Below are 24,605 nucleotides of genomic sequence, written 5' to 3' on the forward strand. Positions count from 1 at the left end.
CTGATGCTGCACTCCTTCTCGGCGGTCGCGCTGATCGTGGTGATCATGGTGCATATTTACGCCGCGCTGTGGGTGAAGGGCACCATTACCGCGATGGTGGAAGGCTGGGTGACGAAGACCTGGGCGAAGAAGCATCACCCGCGCTGGTACCGTGAAGTGAAAGCGAAACGGACGAAGGATTGATAAAACAAATACGATAAGTTTGCTGCCATGCAGCGGATATTATCGTAGCGAGCGCGCGTAATGGCAGGTAAACCGCAGGGTGAACAAGCGATTACGCGCTATTTTTATCGGTAATTATTAAAGGTAATCAACATAAAACCGCTGATAATAACGCTGTTTTATGAATGTTTTGGTTATCCATATCAAAGAATCGCCGGACGACTCTGGTTATGTTGGCCGTTGCGCCCGGAGAAACGCCCGGGTTAATTCATCACTCGTTGTGGAAGGGGGCCTGACAGGATGACGACGAAATCGCTAACGCTTTCTTTGGATGAACAACAGTCAATTCCTTTGAGTACGGTCTCGGGGACCCTGGGCTACCTCGGCATGGATATTCGTCCGCTGGCTTCCGCGGGGATATGCAGTTTCGACCCCGGCTTTGCTAACACCGCAGGCTGTAAGTCGGCCATCTCGTGGATCGATACCGAAAAGAGCATTCTGCTGCACCGCGGCTATCCGGTCGATCAGCTGGCGCGCCAGTGCGACTTCCTGGAAGTGGCGTGGATTCTGCTGCGCGGAGATGCGCCTGAGGAAGCCAGCTATCAGGACTTCAAAAACACGATTACCCGCCATAGCCTGGTGCATGAGCAGATTGCCCGCATGTGCAGCAGCTTTCGTCGCGACTCGCATCCGATGGCCTTAATGTGCGCCCTGGTAGGCACCCTGGCGGCGTTCTATCACGATGTGCTGGACGTTGAAAATCCTGAGCACCGCGCGCTGGCCGCCACCCGCCTGCTGTCGAAAATGCCAACGCTCGCGGCGATGAGCTATAAGTTTTCAATTGAGCAACCGGCGCAGTATCCGCGCAACGATCTTTCCTATGCGGGGAATTTCCTGCATATGCTGTTTGCTATTCCGGCGGAACAGTATCAGCTGAATCCGGTGATTGAGCAGGCGATGAACCAGATCCTGGTGCTGCACGCCGACCATGGCCAGTGCGCATCGACGACCACCGTCCGGGCGGCGGGCTCCTCCGGGGCGAATCTCTTTGCCTGCGTCGCCGCCGGGCTCGCGTCTCTGTGGGGACCGGCCCACGGTGGGGCGAACGAAGCCAGTATGCGGATGCTGGAGGAGATCAACACCGTCGATCAAATTCCGGCGTTCCTGAGCAAAGCGAAACGCGACCCGCAGACGTTCCGTCGTCTGGGATTCGGTAACTCTCGCTACCGTCATCTTGACCCGCGCGCCGCTATTTTGCGCGAGACCTGTCATCGGGTACTGGAAGAGCTGGGGATGTCCGACATGCCGTTGCAGGTGGCGATGGCCCTCGAAGAGGTGGCGCTGACCGACCCGTACTTTGTTGAAAATGGCCTGTCGCCGAGCGTGGATTTCTATACTGCGGTGATCCTCAAGGCGATGGGGCTGCCTTCATCGATGTTTGTGGTGATTACCGCCGTGGGCAGAACGCTTGGCTGGGTGGCGCACTGGAACGAAATGCACGAAGCGCCGCTGACGATTTATCGTCCGCGGCAGATTTATACCGGCGAACAGCGGCGGGATTATGTTTCACGGCGTGAAGGGAAATAACAGAGCGCGGTTTTGATATTGTGTTCGTATTGTTGCCGGGCAGCGGCTGTCGCCTTGCCCGGCCTACCAAACCCTGGTCGGTAGCCCGGATAAGGCGTCAGCCGCAATCCGGGATCGTACCGTTTGATTAACGAAACACCACCTGCGCCCAGCGGGCCAGCCCGGCGGTGACCGAGCCAAAATCATCGCCGCCGGCCACCGGAATGCCCGGCAGGTGTGCCGCCAGCGCTTTTTTGATCAACGGCGAGCGAGCGCTGCCGCCGGTCAGGTAAATCACGTCCGGCTTGTCATTGCTGTTATCCAGCGCCAGCTGAACCTGCTCCATGATGCGGGCCAGCGGCTGATCCAGCGCCGCTTCCAGACCCTGCTGGCTGATGGCTGTCGCCAGCTCGTCGCTGATAAACGGCAGCCCGGCGGTGACGCTCGGCTGCGCGGACAGGGCGATTTTGCTCTCTTCCGCGCTACGCACCAGACGATAGCTCAGACGCTGACGCCAGACCTTCAGCAGCAGCGCGACTTTTTCGCTATCGCGGGCGCTGCGCAGCAAATCGTTAAGCAGGCGACCGTTGGCGGCGCTGTAAAAATCGGTTTGCGCCGGGACGTCGTTAATCGCCACCGCATTCCACCACGGCAGAATCGGCAGCGCGATGCCTTTTTCGGTATCGCCGCCCATACCCAGCAGCGGCATCAGGCATTTAAAGGCCAGGGCGATATCAAGGTCGTTACCGCCGACCCGGCAGCCGCTGTGGCCAAGCAGGCTTTGCTGGCGATCGGCTTTTTCCCGCCACTGCGGCCCCATCAATAGCAGTGAACAGTCGGTGGTACCGCCGCCGATATCGACGACCAGCACGCGTTTTTCCTCGCTCAGCGTCGCTTCGAAATCCAGACCGGCGGCGACCGGTTCAAACTGAAACACCACGTCGCGGAAGCCCGCGCGCTTTGCCGCACGTTCGAGAATGCCCTGCGCCTGGGCGTTGGCGTCATCGCCGCCCAGTCCCTGGAAGTTAATCGGCCGGCCGATAACCGCCTGGTCGATGGTTTCCGGCAGCTGCGTTTGCGCCTGGCGTTTGATATGCAGCATCATGGCGCACACTAAGTCTTCAAACAGCGCCACCTGCTGCGGCTTGAGCCCGCTGGCGCCGAGAAAGGATTTCGGCGACTTCACGAAGTAGACTTCTTCTGGATCTTCAACGTATTGATGCAGCGAAGCGAGACCAAACTGCACGCTGTTGCCGAGTACGTCGATATCTTCCTCGCGGTTGAAGCTAATGGCGCGACGCAGCAGCGCCTGGTTTTCATCCCCGTTGGGCGGGACATCGTGATGGCGGTAGAGCCACTCGCTGACCGCTTCGCGGGTCGGCGCGCAAAGCATGGATGGTAGCAGTGAACTGCCGTTTTCCAGCGTCAACAGCTGCGGCGTATTCTCGCGCATTACCGCCACCGAACAGTTAGCGGTACCGTAGTCAAAACCAATAAACATAGCCTGCAAAATCCCCATGCCGGTGAAGAAGGGGGGCGACTTTAGCGGATTGACGGCACTGCGACAACTGGAATTTAAAAGCAAGGCGCCCGCGGCGCAGAGCCGCTATGATTGAAGCGCTAAAAAAGGAGAAATGATGACGCTGCTACCCTGGCATCCCCCCTACGACTGGCAATGGATGTTTCATTTTCTTGAGGCGCGTACCGTGCAGGGGATTGAAACTTTTGTCGACAACAGCTACTGCCGCAGCTTTGCCCTCAATGGCCACGCCGGGCTGATCGCGGTGACGCCGGATGACGCCGCGCAGGGCATGCGGGTGACGCTTTCCGCCGGGCTACAGCCGGTCGCGGAAGAGTGCCTGGCGCGGGTTGCGCGCTTATTTGATTTGTCCTGCGACCCGCAGCGGATCGCCCTGACGCTGGGAAACCTCGCGCTGCCAAGGCCGGGGCTGCGCCTGCCGGGATCCCTGGATGCGTTTGAACAAGCGGTACGCGCGGTGCTCGGCCAACTGGTGAGCGTGGCCATGGCGGCAAAGCTGACCGGGAAAGTGGTGGCTGCCTTCGGGGAACCGTTGACCGATGCGCCGGGCTTTTATCTGTTCCCGAGCGCGCAGCGGCTGGCGCAGGCCGATCCGCTGGCGCTGAAGGCGCTGGGCATGCCCCTGCGGCGGGCGGAGGCGCTGATTCACCTGGCGCGGGCGGCCATCAGCGGCGAACTTCCCCTCCGGGCGCCGGATAATATCGACGCTGGAATAAAGCAGCTGCAGACGCTGCCCGGCATTGGCCGCTGGACGGCGAACTATTTCGCGCTGCGCGGCTGGCAGGCGCCGGATATCTTTCTGGCGGATGATTATCTGATTAAACAGCGTTTTCCCGGCATGACGCCGAGCCGGATTGCGCGCTACGCCAGCCGCTGGCACCCCTGGCGCTCGTACGCTTTATTGCATATCTGGTATACGCAAGGCTGGTCGCCGGAGGAGGAATAGACCCGAGAGGCGCTTAGCACTGGTATCGACGCGCTGAAATCCCTATAATTGCGGCGTTTGGCGGTCAACCGCCACCCTTCCTACATTCCCAGGTTAATCAGGTCGCAAAAATTTATGACTGATACGTCTCATCAGTGCGTCATTATAGGCATCGCCGGCGCATCGGCTTCGGGCAAAAGCCTTATCGCCAGTACGCTATATCGTGAATTACGTGAACAGGTCGGCGATGAACATATCGGCGTTATTCCGGAAGACAGCTATTACAAGGATCAAGGTCATCTGTCGATGGAAGAGCGTGTAAAAACCAACTATGACCATCCAAGCTCCATGGATCATAGTCTGCTGTTTCAGCATCTGCAGATGCTGAGAAGCGGCCAGCCGATAGAGTTGCCGGTATACAGCTACGTTGAACATACCCGTATGCCGGAAACTATCCATATCGAACCGAAGAAAGTCATCATTCTTGAAGGGATTCTGCTGCTGACCGACGCTCGCCTGCGCAACGAACTCAGCTTCTCCATTTTTGTCGACACCCCGCTGGACATTTGCCTGATGCGCCGCATCAAGCGAGACGTCAACGAGCGCGGACGTTCGATGGATTCAGTGATGGCGCAGTACCAGAAAACGGTGCGCCCGATGTTCCTGCAGTTTATCGACCCTTCCAAGCAGTATGCCGATATTATTGTGCCTCGCGGCGGTAAGAACCGTATCGCCATCGATATTCTGAAGGCCAAAATCAGTCAGTTCTTTGAATAACACGAACGAATTGTGTAACGTGCAAAGAGAAGCCAATTTGCCCTTATCCCCGGAAGGCGTAGGGGCGCAATGCCTTAAAGGAGAACGTTCATGCGTCTGTGCGACCGAGATATAGAAGCCTGGTTGGATGAGGGGCGACTGGCCATTAATCCGCGCCCGCCCGTTGAGCGCATTAATGGCGCGACGGTCGATGTTCGGCTGGGGAATAAGTTTCGGACTTTCCGCGGGCACACGGCGGGCTTTATTGACCTGAGCGGGCCGAAGGCGGAAGTCAGCGCGGCGCTGGATCGGGTGATGAGCGAAGAGATTGTTCTGCCGGATGGTGAGGCGTTCTTCCTGCATCCGGGCGAGCTGGCGCTGGCGGTGACCTTTGAATCGGTTACCCTGCCGCCGGATCTCGTCGGCTGGCTGGATGGCCGTTCTTCGCTAGCGCGTCTGGGCTTGATGGTGCACGTTACCGCGCACCGCATCGATCCGGGCTGGTCCGGCTGTATCGTTCTGGAATTCTATAATTCGGGTAAGCTGCCGCTGGCGCTGCGTCCAGGGATGCTGATCGGCGCGTTAAGTTTTGAACCCTTATCCGGCCCGGCGGTGCGTCCTTATAACCGCCGCGAAGATGCGAAATATCGCGACCAGCAGGGCGCGGTAGCGAGTCGAATCGACAAGGATTGATAATTTTAGCGGTTTGCTGAGGATGCCATGAGACGAATTCTGACCACGCTGATGATCTTACTGGCGGTAGTTGTCGCCGGTCTTACCGCGCTGGTATTGCTGGTCAACCCCAACGATTTTCGCGCCTATATGGTTAAAGAGGTGGCGGATCGTAGCGGCTATCAGCTTGAACTCAATGGGCCGTTGCGCTGGCACGTCTGGCCGCAGCTCAGCATTCTCTCAGGCCGCATGACCCTGACCGCGCCCGGCGCGGCAGAACCGGTCATTCGCGCGGATAATATGCGCCTTGACGTCGGGCTGCTGCCGCTGATCTCGCATCAGCTGCAGGTTAAGCAGGTGATGTTGAAGGGGGCGGTGATCCAGCTGACTCCCAAAACCGAAGCCGTGCGCAGCAAAGGAGCGCCGGTCGTTCCGCACGACAACACGCTGCCTCAGGTTCCGGAGGATCGCGGCTGGTCGTATGATGTCCAGAAGCTGCAGATTGCCGATAGCGTGCTGTTTTTTCAGCATGAAGATGGCGAGCAGGTGACGGTGCGCGATATCCGCCTGCAGATGGAGCAGGATAGCAGCCATCGCGCAACGGTCGATTTCTCTGGCCGGGTGAACCGCGATCAGCGCGATCTGGCGCTTTCCTTCTCCGCCCAGGTGCAGGGCGGTGATTATCCTCATTCTCTGAAGGCGGACATTTCACAACTGAACTGGCAGCTTCGCGGCGCGGAGCTTCCCCCTGAAGGGATTAGCGGCCAGGCCAGCATGCAGGCCAGCTGGTTCGAGGATGCGAAAAAGCTCAGCTTCGATAAGCTGAACTTAACGGCTAACGGCAGTACCGTTGCCGGCAACGGCAGCGTGGTGCTGGGCCAACAGCCTGACTGGACGCTGAATCTTCAGGCGGGCACGCTCAACCTCGATAGCCTGCTGTCTCATCCCTCAGCATCTGACAATAATGGCGTTAACCAGCAGGGGCAAAGCCAGGCCAGGCAGCTACGCCCGGTTATTGCGGATAACGGTATTCAGCAGGATTACAACTCGCTGCGCGGTTTTAACGCCCGGCTGAGCATCACGGCCGAGCAGCTGCAGTGGCGAGGCATGCATTTTACCCAAGTGAAAAGCGATATCAGCAACCAGCAGGGGCTGCTGACGATTCATCAGATGCAGGGGAACCTGGACGGCGGGCGACTCTCGCTCCCCGGCTCGCTGGACGCGCGAGGTGAAACGCCGCGAGCCTCCTTCGAGCCGCAGCTCGACAACGTTGAGATCGGCTCGATTCTGAAAGCGTTCAATTATTCGATAAACCTGACCGGCAAGCTCTCGCTGACCGGCGAGTTCTCCGGCGGCAAGATTGATGCCGACGAGTTCCGCCGCAGCTGGCAGGGGCAGGCGCAAATTCAGATGACGGATACGCGCACTGAAGGGCTTAATTTCCAGCAGCTAGTCCAGCAGGCCGTCGAGCGCAGCACCAACGTTCAGGCGCAGGAAAACTACGATAATGCGACCAGGCTGGACTCCGTCAGCACCGAGTTTGCGCTGGATAATGGACAGGTGACCTTAAAGGGTATGCAGGGGCAATCTGAACTGATGGCGTTAACCGGGCAGGGTGAACTCAATCTGCTGAAAGAAGACTGCGATATGCGCTTCAACGTCCGGGTACTGGGCGGCTGGAAGGGCGAGAGCAAACTCATCGATAGGCTCAAGCAGACGGCGATCCCATTGCGAATTTATGGCAACTGGCAGACGCTGAGCTACAGTCTGCAGGTGGACCAGATACTCCGCAAGCAGCTGCAGGATGAAGCGAAAAAACGGCTTAGTGAATGGGCCGAACGCAATAAAAACACTCAGGATGGCAAGGATGTGAAGAAGCTGCTGGATAAGCTGTGAGTCTGGCGGTTGTTGTCGGCGGATGATAATCCATGGCCAGCGTCTTTGCTGACAAAGTGCGACATGTGGCATTGCCCGGCGGCGCTTTGCTTGCGCGGGCCTACGGGGAAGGCGTTATGTGTTGCGGGCGTGGATTTGTAGGCCGGGTAAGGCGTCAGCCGCCGCCCGGCAGTAATGTCAACGGCTCCTCAAAAACCGGTTTGCCATTGTTCGTGCGGCTTTAGAATATTCATTGAAAAGAGCATTACACTTCATAGTCCAGTTCATCTTCATTATGCGCTGGCGGCACTATTTGTACTTTTTGCACCCGATGGCTCTCCACCTGCAGCGTGCGCAGAACGTAGCCGTCAAGGTTCACTTCTTCACCTTCCTGCGGCACATGCTGCAGGTACTCCATCAGCAGACCGGCGACCGTATGGTATTCACGTTTCTCATCCAGCGGCAGGGGGACATACTGGACCAGGTCTTCCAGCGGCATATGCCCGTTGACCGTCCAGCTACCGTCGCCGTTTTTGTGAATATCGTGGCGAGCGTCAATCTCTTCTACTTCATTAGGCAAATTACCGGCGATAGTTTCCATAACGTCGCTGAGCGTGACAATGCCCTCGACGGAGCCAAACTCATCAACCACAAAGGCAAAGTGGGTTCTGGCTTTGCGGAACTGCTCCAGCGCCGGAAGCAGCGGTAGCGTCTCCGGGAACACCAGCGGCTGACGAATCAGGGCCTGCAGGTTGAGCGGTTCATGTCGTAACGATTGCTGCAGCAGATCGATCACGTGCACGACGCCAAGCATATCTTCGTCATCATCGCCGCCGGTAACCACCAGGCGGGTATGCTGATTCTTGTCGAGTAAGGCGCGGATCTCCTCTTCCGGAGCGCTGAGATCAATATGTTCAATATCATGACGCGAGGTCATGATACTGCTGACGGTGCGCTGATTGAGATTCAGTACCCGCTCAATCATCCGCCGCTCCTGTGGATTAAACAGCGGGTTATCGTCGCGATCGGCAACCAGCGAAGCGGTATCGCTATCCAGCTCGTTATTCTCCTTGTGGCCGCTCAACAGATTCATTACCGCTTCAGTGGTTCGCTGGCGTAACGTCAGGTTGGCCGAGAGAAAGCGATGACGGTTAAAGATCGCCAGCTGATTGAAGGATTCAATCATGACCGAGAAGCCGATGGCGGCGTACAGGTATCCTTTGGGAATAGGGAAGCCAAAGCCTTCGGCAATCAGGCTAAAACCGATCATTAACAGGAAGCTCAGGCAGAGAATAACGATTGTCGGATGACTGTTAACAAAGCGGGTCAGGGCCTTGCTGGCCATCAGCATCAGGCTAATGGCAATAATCACCGCAGCCATCATTACCGCCAGGTGGTCAACCATGCCGACCGCGGTTATCACCGAATCGAGAGAGAAGATGGCATCAAGCACCACGATTTGCGCAACCACTCCCCAGAACCTGGCGCCTTTGCGCTGGGTCGGGTTATCGCTATCTTTACCTTCCAGCCGTTCGTTGAGCTCAACGGTGGCTTTAAAGAGAAGGAACAACCCGCCAAACAGCATAATGAGATCGCGAGCGCTAAAGCTCAGATCGTGCCACGTAATCAGCGGCCTGGTGAGAGTAACCAGCCATGAGATCGACGCCAGTAGCAGCAGGCGCATCACCATTGCGAGCAGCAGACCGGTCACGCGCGCCCTGTCGCGCTGCGCGGGAGGGAGTTTTTCCGCGAGAATGGCGATAAAGACCAGATTATCAATACCGAGTACCAGCTCAATAACGACAAGCGTGATGAGCCCGGCCCAGATCGAGGGGTCGGCAATCCATTCCATATTCAGTTAAAACCTTTACAACCTAAGAGTGCCATGTACCGATCATGGATAAGCCATAGATAAAATGCAATATTTTCTGCTGTTAATTACCTCGGTCGCCAAACGGGGCTTCGTAATACCTGTAAATAAAATAGCCACTTGCGCAGGATATAACCATATTCAACCACAAGCATATCGGCTGGTTATTATTTGTCATCGTGCGAATTTTCATCGATATAGGCTGAAATGGCCCGCCTGATTTTATGCCGGATTCCGCGCAGGCGCTGAATGGCTATACCAGGGCGGTCTCCGGCAAACGGTAAAGTCTATCAATAGATTTGATGTATATAACAACAATTTCCTGGAATTTAGATATTTATACTACTTAATGTCGTGGCTTGTCGGAGATCAATTTTTCCCGGAGGATGTGATGCGCGTTATCGGGGGACGCAGAGCGGCAAAAACAGCAGTGGGAATAATTTGTTGCCAGTAAAAGGCACCAGGGGTTAGCGGGGAAGACGTCGCTGCTGCTGAAACCCGTTGTGACGAGTAATTTGCTGCCGTTCAGACGGTTTTGTGCGTTAAATAATTTTATTAACACTATAATCGATTATATGGTCTGGATTTTTATTTTTTTGCAGTCACTTGTTCTGTATCAACTCATTGTGAAAGATAACAAGGTATTAAAAGAGGAATGATGGAGGAACGATGAACGTCATTACTCAATCTTATGAATTGAATGGAACGGTTTTTTTTGCCTAACATATTGTAAATATTAGATATTTACTTCGAAATATTGCGTATAAGAATTTTCTTAAATCTGTCTATTGGTATGTAGACTTTACGTGTATTCTTAAATTATACGTGTAATTTCAGAATTTGACGGACAGTATGGCAGGGATCAACCGTGTATCATCACTGATAAATGCCAGTGATAGATACAAACTGACAGGATCAAAAGGTTTATAACCATACGGGTGGATATGAAAATGGTGAGTTTGAAAGCAGTTATACCGGTAGCAGGATTAGGGATGCATATGTTGCCCGCCACTAAGGCCATTCCGAAAGAGATGTTGCCGATCGTCGACAAGCCTATGGTGCAGTATATTGTTGATGAAATTGTAGCTGCGGGAATCAAGGAAATCGTGCTGGTAACGCATTCATCCAAGAATGCGGTAGAAAACCATTTCGACACCTCCTATGAACTGGAAGCATTGCTCGAACAACGCGTAAAACGTCAGCTTCTGGCGGAGGTGCAGGCTATCTGTCCTCCTGGCGTAACCATTATGAACGTACGTCAGGGCCAGCAGTTGGGGTTAGGCCACTCCATTCTTTGCGCGCGCCCGCTGATTGGCGATAACCCCTTTGTGGTTGTGCTCCCGGATATCATTCTGGACGACGCCAGCGCCGATCCTCTGCGCTATAACCTTGCCGCGATGGTAGCGCGTTTCAATGAAACGGGCCGTAGCCAGGTTCTGGCCAAACGAATGGAAGGCGACCTCTCCGAGTACTCTGTTATTCAGACTAAAGATCCTCTGGAATCGGCAGGGCAGGTGGCCCGAATCGTTGAATTCATCGAAAAACCTGATGAACCGCAAACCCTGGATTCTGACCTGATGGCGGTGGGGCGTTATGTGCTCTCTGCCGATGTATGGTCCGAACTGGAGCGTACCGAGCCGGGCGCCTGGGGACGCATCCAGTTAACCGATGCCATCGCCGAGCTGGCGAAAAAGCAGTCGGTCGATGCGATGTTAATGACTGGCGATAGCTATGACTGCGGTAAAAAAATGGGCTACATGCAGGCTTTTGTAAGCTACGGTCTGCGTAACCATAAAGAAGGGGCAAAATTCCGCGAGAGCATTAAGAAGCTGCTGGCATAGTTTAAGCGCATAGTTTTTTAGCGGATGAGAGTGAGCGGTCCGAGTTTTCTGATGAAGAACAGACAATTCGTGGCCGTTCACACCGTTAAGTACAGCAGGTATCGCTGATTAGTATCCATTTTAATACAATGAGTTAGCGGTTTTCTTGTTATATTGTAGCGTTTGCGAACATGAGGCAATGTTCGGAGACTTCTGGTAGTAGAAGAACACGTATCATGCTGAAATGGTCGGACTAGCTAAATTTACTCTTTGCTGATAATTACTTACTAAGACTTTTCTTAAGTAAGTGGCCCTTAGTCAAGGCGTGAGACGAAAATAAAACTTGACTGAGATCATGTTTGCGCATTAAACAACGGTAACGCATGCATAATAATGTGAAGTTACTGATTGTGTATGCCCACACCAATGTCGCGGAAAAGACGTTACGGACTGGAGAGATCGTCAAAGGATGAAAAAGAAATGAACTGGCAGGTTGTCACTTTTTTTGGCGATAGCACCGTACTGTTACCCAGTGCGGCCGTACTGTTTATCGTTCTTTTTCTGCGAAAAGACTCAAAGCAGCTGGCCTGGCACTGGGCTCTGCTGTTCGGTATAACTGGCGCAATTGTCTGCGCATCAAAACTGGCATTTATGGGCTGGGGTATCGGGATTCGCGAGCTGGACTTCACCGGCTTTAGCGGGCACACCGCACTCTCTTCCGCTTTCTGGCCAATCCTCTTATGGCTGCTGTGCGCGCGTGCCACACCAGCTCTTCGTTTTACAGCCGTCGTATTCGGATATGCACTAGCCGGGCTGGTAGGCTATTCCCGTTTGATGGTTCATGCACATTCAACTTCGGAAGTTATTGCCGGCTTGCTGCTGGGCGCCGCAGGGAGCGCAGCCTTTCTGCTGCTGCAGTCGCGCGTTCGCGATACTCATACAGCGCAGCTATCGTTTGGCGGCCTGGCGAGCATGGTCATTATCCCGGCGCTTCTGCTGAATACCGGGGCGAAGGCGCCAACCCAATCGCTGTTGGGCGAGATCGCGGTGAAAATTGGTCCACTGGAGAAACCTTTTACCCGTGCCGACCTGCATAAGGAATTTTACTGACTCAGGGGTGCGTGGGCGAGTTGAAGGATTCAGAGTGATTCATGTGCTGTTCACATTGTATGCAAGATGAAATTTAAGGTGAAATGGTCTGCCGCTGCGATATTTCATATCCATGAAATAAATCTGTGATGGGCAATTCTGCACAATAATTAGCATAACGATAACCAGCCAGGATGTTTCCTAAATAAGTTTTCTGGCTATATATCGAATTTATTAATGATAACAGCATGCTGGCATAATTCTTTTCACTATTAATTTTTGTAGTTGACTAACTATAATTAATTTGAAACTAAGTCAACACACTTTTTGTGGTGAAAAAGCAACAAAATCATAGGGTTGAAATTATTTGGCTGTACGGTACTGTTGGCGTTTGTATGCGATGGACGGAAAACAATAACCTTATCGACGAGCAGTTCATAGCGCTGCCAGCGTATCTGATAATTTAAGATTACGCTCCCAATTGAGGGCAGAATCTCGTAGACTTATGGCCGCGAAATTGTTTGTTTTGATGGATTAATCGCCGATTTATCGAAATCTGCGATTGAATTTAAAGGGAAAGAAGTGCAGTGCATTGGTAGCTGTTAAGCCAAGGGCGGTAGCGTACCTGCGGACGGACGTTTTCTCTATATCACATCTCATTTCATGCGACCGAAATTCCTAAAGTGGACTTCATACAGGTGATTATCTTCACAACCTGTATATACTTGCGTGTTGGCGCCAGCTCAGAGCGTTCAGTTTGGGGGCGGGCAGGAGAAACTGCGGGTGTAAAGCGTAAGGAATGGCCTTCAATAACAATTTCGCATACATTGTGTACTGCAGATAGCCTGTGAATCAAAAGCGGGCATTGACCTGAGAATCCGATAACATGCTTTCGTTTTCTTTGCTCAAACCTGTAGACCAAAAATAGCAAAGGTTGGCGTCAGAGGGCGCTGCATCTATCTGTGTTCCCCTTGTCGCGCCAGCTTGCGGAAACGGGGCTTTAAATGGATCTTGTACAATGATAAAAATTGCGCGAATCGCACTCGCATTAGGGCTGCTTACTTCTGCCAGCTCACTTGCCTATGCCTCCGGGTTAGTGATGAATGACAACGAACTGCGCAACGATCTGGCGTGGCTTTCCGATCGCGGCGTTATTCATCTCAGCCTGTCGACCTGGCCTCTGAGCCAGGAAGAGATTAATCGGGCACTTAAGAAAGCAAAACCCTCTTACTCTTCTGAACAGGTTGTTCTCGCTCGAATCAACCAACGCCTCGATTCCTTAAAAGCTGATTTCCGGGTGAGTGGCTATACCTCAACGGATAAACCCGGAACGCCGCAGGGATTTGGCCAGAATCAGCCTGCGGATAGTTCTTTATCATTGGCCTTTAATAACAGCGGCGAATGGTGGGATGTGCATCTACAGGGCAACGTTGAAGGTGACGAACGCATCAGCAACGGTTCCCGTTTTAATGCTAATGGCGCCTACGGCGCGGTCAAGTTCTGGAACCAGTGGCTCTCGTTCGGCCAGATGCCGCAGTGGTGGGGACCGGGTTACGAGGGCAGCCTGATCCGCGGTGATGCGATGCGCCCGATGACCGGCGTTTTAATGCAGCGTGCTGAACAGGCCGCACCGGAAACCTGGTGGCTGCGCTGGATTGGCCCTTGGCAGTATCAGATTTCCGCCAGCCAGATGAATCAATATACCGCCGTACCGCATACCAAAATTATCGGCGGTCGTCTGACGTTTTCTCCTTTCCAGTCCCTTGAGCTTGGCGCATCACGCATTATGCAGTGGGGAGGGGAGGGGAGACCGGAGTCGTTTAGTAATTTTTGGGATGGCCTGACGGGTAAAGATAATACCGAAGCAAACGATCCCAATGAACCAGGCAATCAGCTTGCTGGTTTCGACTTTAAGTTGAAACTGGAACCCACGCTTGGCTGGCCGGTTAGTGTCTATGGGCAGATGATTGGTGAAGATGAATCTGGTTTCTTACCTTCAGCGAATATGTTCCTTGGGGGTATCGAAGGACACCACGGTTGGGGTAAAGATGCAGTCAACTGGTATCTTGAAGCTCATGATACCCGGACGAATATGAGCCGAACCAACTATAGCTATACGCACCACATCTACAAAAATGGTTACTATCAACAGGGGTACTCACTCGGGGATGCAATGGGAGGCGATGGCCAACTGTTTGCAGGGAAAGTCGAGCTGGTGACCGAGAATAATCAACGTTGGAGCGCGCGTTTAGCGTATGCGAAGGTTAACCCTGAAAACCAGTCAATTAATAAGGCGTTTCCTCGTTCGGATACCTTGAAAGGTGTGCAATTGGGATGGAGCGGGGATGTGTATAAATCGGTAAGACTGAATACCTCTCTCTGGTACACAGACGCAGACAATAGCGATAGTGATGATGTGGGTGCGAGCGCGGGGATAGAAATCCCATTTAATTTATAGCCTTAACGCAGCCTTGGAAATAGGTTGCTGTTTGGGAATTAGAAACTTTTGGTTTACTGATGATGTGACATTATGAAGAAAAAAATTGTTAGATTTTCGGCATTGGCATTAGCAATAGGTTTTTTATCGGGCTGTACAATCATGCCGGGTCAGGGGTTAAATAGCCTTCGTAAGAATGTGGTTGAGTTGCCGGATAGCGATTACGACCTGGATAAACTGGTGAATGTTTATCCGTTGACCCCGGGCTTAGTTGATCAACTTCGTCCTGAAACCGTCATGGCTCGTCCGAATCCGCAGTTAGACGATCTACTGAAAAGTTATGAGTACCGTATCGGCGTAGGCGATGTACTTATGGTGACGGTTTGGGATCATCCAGAGTTAACTACTCCCGCTGGTCAATATCGTAGTGCTAGTGATACGGGTAACTGGGTGAATTCTGATGGTGCTATATTCTATCCCTACATTGGTAAGGTCCAAGTCGCCGGAAAAACTATATCTCAAGTACGGCAAGAAATATCAAATAAGCTGACAACCTATATTGAAAGTCCGCAAGTTGATGTAAGTGTCGCGTCCTTCCGCTCTCAAAAAGCATATGTCACAGGAGAGGTGAGTAAATCTGGTCAGCAGGCGATTACAAATATACCACTAACGGTAATGGATGCCATAAATGCTGCTGGCGGGTTATCTGCAGATGCCGATTGGCGGAATGTCGTGCTAACTCACAATGGAAAAGACAGTAAGATTTCGCTGTATGCATTAATGCAAAAAGGTGATTTGACACAGAATAGATTACTTTATCCCGGTGACATACTATTCGTTCCGAGGAATGATGATTTAAAAGTGTTTGTTATGGGGGAAGTAGGGAAACAAGCAACGTTGAAGATGGATCGAAGTGGAATGACACTAGCGGAAGCACTAGGCAGTGCGGATGGTATGTCGCAAGGTTCAAGCGATGCAACCGGTGTATTTGTAATAAGGCAGTTGAAAGGTGATGGTCAAGGGAAAATCGCCAATGTCTATCAGCTAAATGCACAAGATGCATCTGCAATGGTTTTAGGAACTGAATTTCATTTACAGCCTTATGATATCGTCTATGTAACAACTGCACCTTTGGTTCGTTGGAATCGAGTTATATCACAATTAGTTCCGACTATTTCAGGGGTGCATGATATGACTGAAACAATTCGATACATCAAGAGATGGCCTAACTAATGTTTGATTCTATTTTAGTTGTTTGCACTGGAAATATATGTCGCTCCCCTATAGGGGAGAGAATATTACGAAAGAAGTTACCCCATAAGAAAATTGATTCAGCGGGAACTGGTGCTTTAGTTGATAAACCAGCCGATAAGAGCGCACAAGCAGTAGCAATGAAGAATGAACTATCATTAGAAGGTCATCTTGGAAGGCAATACACTGCAGCAATGGGAAGGGAATATGATCTCATACTGGTTATGGAAAGAAGCCACATTGAACAAATAGGTAGAATTTCTCCTGAAGTGAGAGGGAAGACAATGTTACTTGGTCATTGGATAGGGCAAAAAGATATACCAGATCCTTATAGACAAGGGAAAGAGGCCTTTGAATTTGTTTATCAGTTGATTGAGCAATCATGCCAGCAATGGGCTGAAAAGCTAAGTAGCTAAATAAACGGGAATTGTACGTATGTCTTCTATTGCAAATAAAAAAACACAAGACTCCGATGAAATCGATCTGGGTCGTATAATAGGTGAGTTGATTGATCATCGAAAACTTATTATCACAATATCTGTATTTTTCACGGCTATAGCAATTATATATGCGCTTTTTGCTACGCCAGTGTACCAAGCTGATTCGTTAATACAAATTGAGCAGAAACAAGGAAATGTACTTCTAAATGATTTAAGTCAAATGCTGCCGGATAGTCAACCACAATCCGCACCTGAAATTATTCTTTTGCAATCAAGAATGATACTAGGTAAAACAGTTGATGATTTAAATTTACAAGCCAAAGTTGAGCAAAATTATTTCCCAATCTTTGGCCAGGGATGGTCCCGGTTGAGTGGCGAAAAACCAGCTAAGATAAATGTTAGCCGGTTATATATAGATTCAATTGATGGGAAAACGCCTAAGCTAAAATTAACTATTGTGGATAACCGACATTTCAAGGTTGAAATGGAGGACAGTGACATAATAATAAACGGTGAAGTTGGTACCTTACTTAACGATAAGGGCATCTCTTTGCTTGTCGATAACATCGATGCAAAAGCAGGTGACAGTTTCACAATTACATACTTGACAAGATTGAATGCAATATCAGATTTGCAGAAAATATTTACCGTCACAGATCAAGGTAAGGGATCTGGCATATTGAACCTAACCTTAACAGGAGAGGACCAGTCTCGGACAACTGATCTCTTACGCAGTATTAGTGCAAATTATCTTAGTCAAAACATAGCTCGGCAGGCTGCTCAGGACGAGAAAAGTTTAGAGTTTCTTAATAAACAATTACCACAAGTAAGAATGGAATTGGATCAAGCAGAGGATAAACTCAACGCCTATAGGCAACAAAAAGATTCCGTTGATTTGACGATGGAAGCAAAGTCAGTACTCGATCAAATTGTCAATGTTGACAATCAACTTAATGCACTGACCTTTAGGGAAGCAGAAATATCTCAACTTTATACAAAAGAGCATCCTACCTATAAAGCTCTGGCAGAGAAAAGAAGTACTCTTCTGCAAGAACGGGCGAAACTAAATAAACGTGTTTCATCGATGCCCGCAACACAACAAGAAGTTCTACGCCTCGGTCGGGATGTAGAGTCTGGTCGTGCAGTATATATGCAATTATTGAACCGACAGCAAGAACTTAGCATAGCAAAATCAAGCGCTATTGGTTATGTAAGAATTATTGATGATGCAGTCACAGATCCTAACCCCATAAAGCCTAAAAAAACATTGATAGTAATTATTGGGTTATTTTTAGGATTGCTGACCTCGGTTGGTATAGTAATATTACGCGTATTCCTGCGAAGGGGTATTGAATCACCTGAGCAATTAGAAGAGATTGGTATAAATGTTTATGCAAGTGTACCAGTTTCTGAATCACTTGCTAAGATGAAAGCAAAAGGAAGAAAATTCCAGCATGAAGATAAATCGTTGCTTGCCCTTGATAATCCAGCTGATTTAGCTATAGAGGCGATACGTGGTCTACGGACAAGCCTACATTTTGCAATGATGGAGGCTCGCAACAATGTATTAATGATTTCTGGTGCTAGCCCAAACGTAGGTAAAACTTTCATTAGTACTAACCTTTCAGCTATAATCGCTCAAGCCGGGAAAAAAATACTGCTTATTGATGCTGATATGCGAAAAGGATATGTGCATAAGTTATTCAACGCAAATAATAACAAAGGCCTTTCTGATGTTTTGTCAGGGAAAATGGAAGTGCAGGATTCTGTACAGCGCATAGCTATTGCTGGTTTTGATTTTATTTCGAGAGGCATTGTGCCTCCTAACCCAGCAGAGCTATTAATGCATAAAAACTTTGCTGAGTTGATTAATTGGGCCAGTGTTAATTATGATTTAGTTATTATTGATACGCCACCTGTTCTTGCTGTTACAGATGCCGCGATTATTGGTCGTTATGTAGGTACAACGCTATTAGTTGCGCGTTTTGAGGAAAATACAGCTAAAGAAATTGATGTTAGTATTAAACGCTTTGAACAAAGCGGTGTTTCGGTTAAAGGATGCATTCTCAATGGTGTAGTCAAAAAAGCCAGCAGTTATTATGGGTATGGATATAACCATTATGGGTATTCATACTCGGATGAAAAAAAATAACTTTTCGACAAAATAAGGGGCAAGACTGCCCCTTAATTAACAGCGAAAACGTTATATAAATAGAGGCAGAATTAATACAGCAAGTGAAGGGTCGCCTGATAAAACAAACATCTATATAAATAAGTTTAATCATGAAAAAAATTATTCATTTTCTTGTTACACTAGTGCTACTATTTGCAACTTTAGATGGTTTAAGGGATACGTTTTTTCCTGATAATCCAATCTCATATATTAAAGAGTTAGCTGCTATTACACTTTTTGTTCTTTTACTTATGTTAATGATCAGGAAAAAAGCCAAGATAAGTAAAGGAATGATAATAGGGTTTAACATTTTCTTATTGTTCTTATTATTCGTGAGTTTTGCTACCACTAAATATGCTGATACAACAATTATAAGAGCTGGTTTGGGGTTCGGCGGTTGGAGTGTATGGATAAAATTACTGGCACTCTATTGCTTGATTAATTCTTTGTATTTTCTAAGCATCCTATACCCCGATATTTACTATAAAATCCCAAAACGCTATGCTAATTTCACAATTATGTATTGCATTGTTACGCTATTCTTTATTTTAACAGGCTTATCTAATAATTTAAACTCCAGGAACTGGGCAGGTAGATTGTCAATTGGTTATCCAACTATGGATAGCTTTGTCTTAATTGCTGCAATTATCTTTACTATATTCTTTATTAAAAACAAAAAACAAAAAACTATATATAATATTATATTTATCATTGTTCTCATAATGCAGAATACAGCAACGGGTTACATAATGTTGGCTGGTTTGGGGGGGCTGATGATGCTCTCTTTAAAAGGGACATATAAAACAATACCAGTTTTTTTAGGAGCCATAGCGATTTATGTTGGCTATCTGGTTTATGATTCACTATGGATGTATATGGGGCGATTTGGCATATTGTTTGTTGATAAAATTAATGGATTTATATTCGGCGCAGATACAAGTTCTATAGATCTAAGACAAACACAAATCACTATTCTATTGAAAGATATGGAAAGCTATTATCTATATGTACTCTTCGGCAAAGGCGGAAATGAGGCTTATTTGGTAGAGAGTACATATTATGCATTTTATGGTTTTTGTGGATTAATAGGTCTTACGCTTTTTGTATTTTCTTTATTATTGTTTATTGGGAAGTTGCCAAAATCTTTCAAAACTAAAACCTATTACTGCCATTCCTTTTATATAGCAACTTTGTTTGTAATATCTAGTGCGGGTTTGATTGGGTTTTACCTATACCCACTGATATTTATTTATTCTTATTTAGTTTCAGTTTATTGTTCAACAGAATTGGAACATATTCAACGGATAAATTTTCTAAATGAAAAAGTTTAATTTTGATTCGAGATGGTGCGGTGAGCATGGTATTGGACGTTTCGCAAATGAAATTCGGAAAGGTAATATTAATTTTATAGATTTACCATTAAAAGGTAATCCTGCAGGTAAATTTGATGTCTTGAAATTAACTTACTTCCTTTTGAAGGATCGTAATTATTTTTACTCACCAGGGTATAATGCGCCATTTTTCTTTTTAAAAAGATGTGTAATTACCATACATGATTTAAATCATATTGATTTATCATACAACTCTTCTTTTTTAAAAAAAATATATTATAAGGTTGTTTTGAAGAGAGCATGTAAACATTGTGCGCTAATTTTTACTGTATCAGACTATTCAAAGAAAAGAATTGTTGAATGGTCAGGCGTCAGACCTGAAAAAATAATAGTTGTAGGTAATGGTGTTTCTGAAGAGTTTTCACAAAACTGTAAACCGCATTCCCCGGGATATAAATACATTTTTATTGTAGGGAACAGAAAAGAACATAAGAATGAAGAAAGAGCTATGTCAGCGTTTATTCATGCTCAAATTGATAAAGATGTAAAACTTGTGTTCAGTGGAGATCCTTCAACTAAACTTATTGATTTGGCCAAAATTCATAATGTTGAATCTAGAGTTATTTTTTCAGGGCGATTGTCTAACAATAAATTAGCTGAATATTATAAAGGTGCTGAATTCTTACTTTTCCCGTCTCTTTATGAAGGTTTTGGTTTACCAGTAATTGAATCTATGGCATGTGGAACACCTGTTATTACTTCTAATAATACATCTCTAGGTGAAGTTGCAGGAGATGCGGCATATCTCATCGATCCCTACGATCAAAGTCAAATTACGAAAGCTATAGAAGAATTGTATTTTAATTATGATCTCCGTGCTTCTCTACGAGAAAAGGGCTTTGAAAGGACGAAGATATACTCGTGGAAAAAGACCATAGCTAAAGCAGAAGCGTCTTTAAACTCACTCCCATAATATTTATGAGTAACGGAGATTGCATGAACGATAAAATGCAAAGTAATAATTCACTGCAAGATATCTATAAGGCAATAGTAAAGGTTGCATTTACTATTGCTTTTACAATTGGTTTCTCTGTCAACTCGTCTTATGCTCGGGAATTTGAAATAGGTATAGGTACTCATATTTCTTATTATCCAGCGGAGAGTAATTATTATATTGAGCTAGTAAAAAAATACGGATTTACTTCTATAAGAGATGAGTTACCATGGACTAATGTAGATAATGGAGATGGCACATACACGATCCCTAAATATAGAAAAAAAAATGATGACCTCTTTAATAATTCACAAAATGCTGGGGATATATCATCAATGCTTGTATTAGATTATGGGCACTTAAAGTATACCGGAGGTGGATATCCTAGAGATGATAAAGATATTAATCACTTTGTACAATATGCATCATGGATTGCGAATAGATATAAAGGGAAAGTAAAATACTATGAGATATGGAATGAATGGCTCTTAGGTACAGGTATTCAACCAAGACTGCAAAAGTATAGGCCTTCAGACGACATTTATTTTAAACTTGTAAAAGAAACTTCTCAAGCTATAAAAAAGATTGATCCAAACGCAATAATAGTTACAGGCTCGTTCAATCCCAATAATGAAAAAGATAAGAAATGGATTGATGGTTTGTTAGATAGAGGACTCATGGATTATATAGATGGCCTTTCTCTTCATCCTTATACTTATAATACAGGTTCACCTGTTAAAGAATCCGCCGAAGGAAATTTAGCTATAATTGATGCCTTTGAAAATAAGTTAAAGCAAAAATATAATAAAACTATTCCATTATATATCACAGAAATTGGCGTCCCGACCTATAAAGGCAGATGGGGTGTAACAGAGGATACGGCTGCTCTTTTCGCGATGAAATACACAATGATGGCAAAGTCGCGAGAATATATTAAGGGAATATGGTGGTATGATCTAAAAGATGATGGAAATGATGATAATAATAAAGAGCATAGATTTGGGTTCTTTACGAATGAATTTCAAGAAAAAAAAGCTGCAACATTCTTTTTGAAGAATAAATCTGTAATCGGTCAATGTTTAATTCAAGAAATAAAAAACAATAGTAAAGCACAATTGGTTTGTAGTGGTAATGTAAATACTATCTCACTTGATGATGGGGTTTTCTTGTCAAATATGAAGAGTAACAGCAATTAAAAAAATAATATTATGAATATGCTGTTAGTAAATCTAAGGATAAAGAATGAAAATAATGATGTTCAATGCCCTTTATTATCCATATCGGGTAGGCGGCGCAGAAATCTCAGTACAATTACTCGCTGAGGAATTAGTGCGACAGGGTAACAAAGTATGTGTGGTTACGTTGGGTGAGAGTAAAACAAGAGAAGAAAGACTGATTAACGGTGTCGACGTTATAATCCTTCCTTTAAGGAACGTTTATTGGCCGTATTCAGAAAAAAAGAACTCTCCGTATAAAAAAGTTTTTTGGCATTTATTGGACGTTTATAATATTTTCATGTATAACCAAGTGAGAAAGGAAATTAGGAGATATGCTCCTGATATTGTTCATACCAATAATCTCTCTGGTTTTTCTGTTTGTGTTTGGAAAGCTGTAAAAAAAATTGATATTAAATTAGTTCACACTTCGCGCGATTATTATTTATTTCACCCTAATAGTACTCTATTTAAAAATGATAAAAATATGGCCGCAAATTGTTTTGAAGTCAAACTTTGGTCATTTTTTAAGAAAAAAATGAGTCATCGGGTAGATGCATATATTGGTATTAGCAATTTTATATCTCAGTTGCATAAAAAAAATGGCTTTTTTACCAATGCAAATTGCGGCGTAATTTATAATGCAGTAGATAAAATAGAAAGTGAAACTCCTACAAACAAAAAAAACAGAGTCGGTTTTTTAGGACGATTGACATATGAAAAAGGATTTGATGAATACTGCAGCTTAGCAGAAAAATATAAAGATAATGTGGATTATGAATTTATTGCCGCTGGGCGCTTTATAAATAACGGAACTGAAAAGGAACTTTCCAATTTAGCTAGCTCTGCTGGTGTTATTATTAAAGGTTATATGGACTTAAAAGAATTCCTGAATTCCGTCGATTTAGTTGTATTACCTATAAAATGGAACGAGCCATTTGGTAGGACTGTTGTTGAATGTGCGTTAGCCAATAAAATAGTAATAACAACAAACTCGGGCGCCTTACCTGAACTTTCAAAAATCATGGATAACATTATTATTTCTAATAATTTATTCGAAGGATTTGCAAAAGGGTTATCCCGAAGCAAAGAACCTATAGATTCAACGAATCACGCTGATATATTTAAATCCGAGTTTATTGCTGAACAATATCTCTCTTATTATAAATGATAGTGATCTTAAGTCATTAGTTGTTTTTTCTTCAAGAAGGGCTTGTGATAACTTCTTATTTCTTTTTAAATATATCATCAGTTTGATGAAGGACACGTTATGCATGACAAGAATATTGGGATAGTCGCTGATTGGCTTGTAACTTACGCTGGATCAGAGAAAGTGATTAAAGAGTTTATTGAGATCTATCCTGAATGTGATTTATATTCTATCGTTGATTTTTTGTCAGATAAAGACCGATCTCTTTTTAAAGATAAAAGAGCTACAACAAGTTTCATACAGAAATTACCGGGCTCTAAGTCAAAATATCATAAATATTTGCCATTAATGCCTTTAGCTATCGAACAACTAGATGTTTCTAAACATAATGTTATTCTTTCAAGTTGCCATGCTGTATCAAAAGGGGTGATTACTGGTCCTGATCAGCTACATATATGCTATGTACACTCACCGATACGTTATGCATGGGATCTGCAGCATCAATATCTTAAAGAAGCTGGTTTAGACAAAGGGGTTAAAGGACTTCTTGCCAAATGGCTTTTGCATAAAATTCGAATTTGGGATTATCGAACAGTTAATGGCGTTGATCATTTTATTGCAAACTCTCATTTTATAGCAAGACGGATTAAAAAAGTATATGGTAGAAGTTCTACTGTAATATATCCTCCTGTTGATGTTAATCGTTTTACTTTATGTGAGGAGAAAGAAAATTACTATTTCACCGCCTCAAGGTTGGTACCATACAAGCGAATGGATCTTATAGTTGAAGCTTTTAGCCAGATGCCGGATAAACAGCTTGTTGTTATTGGAGATGGCTCAGAAATGGCAAAAATTAAATCAAAGGCCACTTCTAATATAAAAATACTAGGTTATCAATCTAATAGTGTAATGCAAGAGCATATGCAAAAAGCAAAAGCATTTGTTTTCGCTGCAGAGGAAGATTTCGGCATCACCCCTGTTGAAGCTCAAGCCTGTGGAACCCCAGTAATTGCTTTCGGAAAGGGAGGGGCTTTGGAAACGGTTCGTCCTTATGGTGTAGACAAACCGACTGGAATTTTCTTTGATAAGCAAGATGTGCCCTCGTTGATTGAAGCAGTATCTTTATTCGAGTCAAATGTTCATGCTTTTGTTCCTATGCATTGTCGTGAAAATGCATTACGGTTCTCGGTTGATCGGTTTCAAAATGAAATCTCAGAATTTATAGATAATAAATGGAACGAATTTAAAAATATCAAAAAGGTTATTTATTAAGAGCTATAATATAAACAAAGATTGTTTAGATTATAGTAATGGCTAATTGATCTATAGGTACATAGATT

At 46.4% G+C, this 24,605-nt stretch carries 18 protein-coding genes and 1 pseudogene; 17 read left to right on the plus strand and 2 right to left on the minus strand.

Translation table 11 applies throughout. From position 1 onward, the window contains the following. Both CMQ96_RS25760 and CMQ96_RS25765 read left to right on the plus strand, forming a co-directional pair. A pseudogene (locus CMQ96_RS25760) lies at positions 1 to 183 on the plus strand (formate dehydrogenase cytochrome b556 subunit); the annotation flags it as partial. A 279-nt stretch (positions 184 to 462) separates the two neighbouring features. Beyond that, positions 463 to 1,749: a citrate synthase gene (locus tag CMQ96_RS25765; RefSeq protein ID WP_098067529.1), complete on the plus strand. Its 1,287-nt coding sequence runs from the start codon at positions 463 to 465 to the stop codon at positions 1,747 to 1,749. Positions 1,750 to 1,876: 127 nt separating this feature from the next. Here the strand turns inward: CMQ96_RS25765 and yegD are convergent, their stop codons facing one another. Further along, positions 1,877 to 3,229: a molecular chaperone gene (gene yegD, locus CMQ96_RS25770; protein ID WP_098067530.1), complete on the minus strand. Its 1,353-nt coding sequence runs from the start codon at positions 3,227 to 3,229 to the stop codon at positions 1,877 to 1,879. A 136-nt stretch (positions 3,230 to 3,365) separates the two neighbouring features. Here yegD and alkA point away from each other — a divergent pair, with 136 nt between their 5' ends. The 4 genes from alkA (at position 3,366) to asmA (ending at position 7,517) form a co-directional block, all read left to right on the plus strand. Continuing rightward, positions 3,366 to 4,214 carry a DNA-3-methyladenine glycosylase 2 gene (alkA, locus tag CMQ96_RS25775; RefSeq protein ID WP_004138693.1) on the plus strand — a complete coding sequence of 283 codons (849 nt, stop codon included), beginning with the start codon at positions 3,366 to 3,368 and terminating at the stop codon, positions 4,212 to 4,214. Positions 4,215 to 4,328: 114 nt separating this feature from the next. Next, positions 4,329 to 4,970, plus strand: coding sequence for a uridine kinase (udk, locus tag CMQ96_RS25780; protein ID WP_004122537.1), 642 nt, complete (start codon positions 4,329 to 4,331; stop codon positions 4,968 to 4,970). A 90-nt stretch (positions 4,971 to 5,060) separates the two neighbouring features. Beyond that, positions 5,061 to 5,642, plus strand: a complete 582-nt coding sequence (gene dcd / locus CMQ96_RS25785; RefSeq protein WP_004122535.1) for a dCTP deaminase — start codon at positions 5,061 to 5,063, stop codon at positions 5,640 to 5,642. A gap of 27 nt (positions 5,643 to 5,669) precedes the next feature. Next, entirely contained in the window at positions 5,670 to 7,517 is a 1,848-nt protein-coding gene (gene asmA, locus CMQ96_RS25790) for an outer membrane assembly protein AsmA (RefSeq protein WP_049088543.1), read from the plus strand. A 244-nt stretch (positions 7,518 to 7,761) separates the two neighbouring features. Here asmA and CMQ96_RS25795 read toward each other — a convergent pair whose 3' ends face one another. Next, entirely contained in the window at positions 7,762 to 9,348 is a 1,587-nt protein-coding gene (locus CMQ96_RS25795; RefSeq protein WP_024360047.1) for a TerC family protein, read from the minus strand. A 962-nt stretch (positions 9,349 to 10,310) separates the two neighbouring features. Here CMQ96_RS25795 and galF point away from each other — a divergent pair. The 11 genes from galF (at position 10,311) to CMQ96_RS25850 (ending at position 24,537) form a co-directional block, all read left to right on the plus strand. Further along, positions 10,311 to 11,207 carry a UTP--glucose-1-phosphate uridylyltransferase GalF gene (galF, locus tag CMQ96_RS25800; protein WP_024360046.1) on the plus strand — a complete coding sequence of 299 codons (897 nt, stop codon included), beginning with the start codon at positions 10,311 to 10,313 and terminating at the stop codon, positions 11,205 to 11,207. A gap of 459 nt (positions 11,208 to 11,666) precedes the next feature. Next, positions 11,667 to 12,296, plus strand: coding sequence for a phosphatase PAP2 family protein (locus tag CMQ96_RS25805; protein WP_064410832.1), 630 nt, complete (start codon positions 11,667 to 11,669; stop codon positions 12,294 to 12,296). Between the two features lie 997 nt (positions 12,297 to 13,293). Then, a complete protein-coding gene (locus CMQ96_RS25810) occupies positions 13,294 to 14,733 on the plus strand; it encodes a capsule assembly Wzi family protein (protein ID WP_098067531.1) in 1,440 nt (479 codons plus the stop codon). Positions 14,734 to 14,805: 72 nt separating this feature from the next. Further along, positions 14,806 to 15,945 (plus strand): polysaccharide export protein, encoded by a 1,140-nt coding sequence (locus tag CMQ96_RS25815; RefSeq protein WP_098067532.1) that lies wholly within the window; start codon positions 14,806 to 14,808, stop codon positions 15,943 to 15,945. Next, positions 15,945 to 16,379: a protein tyrosine phosphatase gene (locus CMQ96_RS25820; RefSeq protein WP_098067533.1), complete on the plus strand. Its 435-nt coding sequence runs from the start codon at positions 15,945 to 15,947 to the stop codon at positions 16,377 to 16,379. The genes CMQ96_RS25815 and CMQ96_RS25820 overlap by 1 nt, the downstream gene beginning before the upstream one ends. A 19-nt stretch (positions 16,380 to 16,398) precedes the next feature. Further along, on the plus strand, positions 16,399 to 18,555 hold the full coding sequence (locus CMQ96_RS25825; protein WP_098067534.1) for a polysaccharide biosynthesis tyrosine autokinase: 2,157 nt from the start codon (positions 16,399 to 16,401) through the stop codon (positions 18,553 to 18,555). Between the two features lie 131 nt (positions 18,556 to 18,686). Continuing rightward, complete coding sequence (locus tag CMQ96_RS25830; protein ID WP_098067535.1) at positions 18,687 to 19,907, plus strand: hypothetical protein; 1,221 nt, start codon at positions 18,687 to 18,689, stop codon at positions 19,905 to 19,907. After that, positions 19,894 to 20,880 (plus strand): glycosyltransferase family 1 protein, encoded by a 987-nt coding sequence (locus CMQ96_RS25835; protein ID WP_098067536.1) that lies wholly within the window; start codon positions 19,894 to 19,896, stop codon positions 20,878 to 20,880. The genes CMQ96_RS25830 and CMQ96_RS25835 overlap by 14 nt, the downstream gene beginning before the upstream one ends. 23 nt (positions 20,881 to 20,903) lie before the next feature. Next, entirely contained in the window at positions 20,904 to 22,097 is a 1,194-nt protein-coding gene (locus tag CMQ96_RS25840; RefSeq protein ID WP_176519011.1) for a cellulase family glycosylhydrolase, read from the plus strand. Positions 22,098 to 22,143: 46 nt separating this feature from the next. Continuing rightward, entirely contained in the window at positions 22,144 to 23,286 is a 1,143-nt protein-coding gene (locus CMQ96_RS25845; protein WP_098067538.1) for a glycosyltransferase family 4 protein, read from the plus strand. A gap of 99 nt (positions 23,287 to 23,385) precedes the next feature. Beyond that, positions 23,386 to 24,537 carry a glycosyltransferase family 4 protein gene (locus CMQ96_RS25850; protein WP_098067539.1) on the plus strand — a complete coding sequence of 384 codons (1,152 nt, stop codon included), beginning with the start codon at positions 23,386 to 23,388 and terminating at the stop codon, positions 24,535 to 24,537. Positions 24,538 to 24,605: the final 68 nt, after the last annotated feature.

The sequence above is a fragment of the Klebsiella sp. MBT K-1 genome, from assembly GCF_002556465.1.
GTDB lineage: Bacteria > Pseudomonadota > Gammaproteobacteria > Enterobacterales > Enterobacteriaceae > Klebsiella > Klebsiella grimontii.

Bases quoted from the DNA above. Each gene is read 5' to 3' on its own strand.
- CMQ96_RS25765 (WP_098067529.1), top strand. From the start codon at position 463: ATGACGACGAAATCGCTAACGCTTTCTTTGGATGAACAACAGTCAATT.
- yegD (WP_098067530.1), bottom strand. From the start codon at position 3,229: ATGTTTATTGGTTTTGACTACGGTACCGCTAACTGTTCGGTGGCGGTA.
- alkA (WP_004138693.1), top strand. From the start codon at position 3,366: ATGACGCTGCTACCCTGGCATCCCCCCTACGACTGGCAATGGATGTTT.
- udk (WP_004122537.1), top strand. From the start codon at position 4,329: ATGACTGATACGTCTCATCAGTGCGTCATTATAGGCATCGCCGGCGCA.
- dcd (WP_004122535.1), top strand. From the start codon at position 5,061: ATGCGTCTGTGCGACCGAGATATAGAAGCCTGGTTGGATGAGGGGCGA.
- asmA (WP_049088543.1), top strand. From the start codon at position 5,670: ATGAGACGAATTCTGACCACGCTGATGATCTTACTGGCGGTAGTTGTC.
- CMQ96_RS25795 (WP_024360047.1), bottom strand. From the start codon at position 9,348: ATGGAATGGATTGCCGACCCCTCGATCTGGGCCGGGCTCATCACGCTT.
- galF (WP_024360046.1), top strand. From the start codon at position 10,311: ATGAAAATGGTGAGTTTGAAAGCAGTTATACCGGTAGCAGGATTAGGG.
- CMQ96_RS25805 (WP_064410832.1), top strand. From the start codon at position 11,667: ATGAACTGGCAGGTTGTCACTTTTTTTGGCGATAGCACCGTACTGTTA.
- CMQ96_RS25810 (WP_098067531.1), top strand. From the start codon at position 13,294: ATGATAAAAATTGCGCGAATCGCACTCGCATTAGGGCTGCTTACTTCT.
- CMQ96_RS25815 (WP_098067532.1), top strand. From the start codon at position 14,806: ATGAAGAAAAAAATTGTTAGATTTTCGGCATTGGCATTAGCAATAGGT.
- CMQ96_RS25820 (WP_098067533.1), top strand. From the start codon at position 15,945: ATGTTTGATTCTATTTTAGTTGTTTGCACTGGAAATATATGTCGCTCC.
- CMQ96_RS25825 (WP_098067534.1), top strand. From the start codon at position 16,399: ATGTCTTCTATTGCAAATAAAAAAACACAAGACTCCGATGAAATCGAT.
- CMQ96_RS25830 (WP_098067535.1), top strand. From the start codon at position 18,687: ATGAAAAAAATTATTCATTTTCTTGTTACACTAGTGCTACTATTTGCA.
- CMQ96_RS25835 (WP_098067536.1), top strand. From the start codon at position 19,894: ATGAAAAAGTTTAATTTTGATTCGAGATGGTGCGGTGAGCATGGTATT.
- CMQ96_RS25840 (WP_176519011.1), top strand. From the start codon at position 20,904: ATGAACGATAAAATGCAAAGTAATAATTCACTGCAAGATATCTATAAG.
- CMQ96_RS25845 (WP_098067538.1), top strand. From the start codon at position 22,144: ATGAAAATAATGATGTTCAATGCCCTTTATTATCCATATCGGGTAGGC.
- CMQ96_RS25850 (WP_098067539.1), top strand. From the start codon at position 23,386: ATGCATGACAAGAATATTGGGATAGTCGCTGATTGGCTTGTAACTTAC.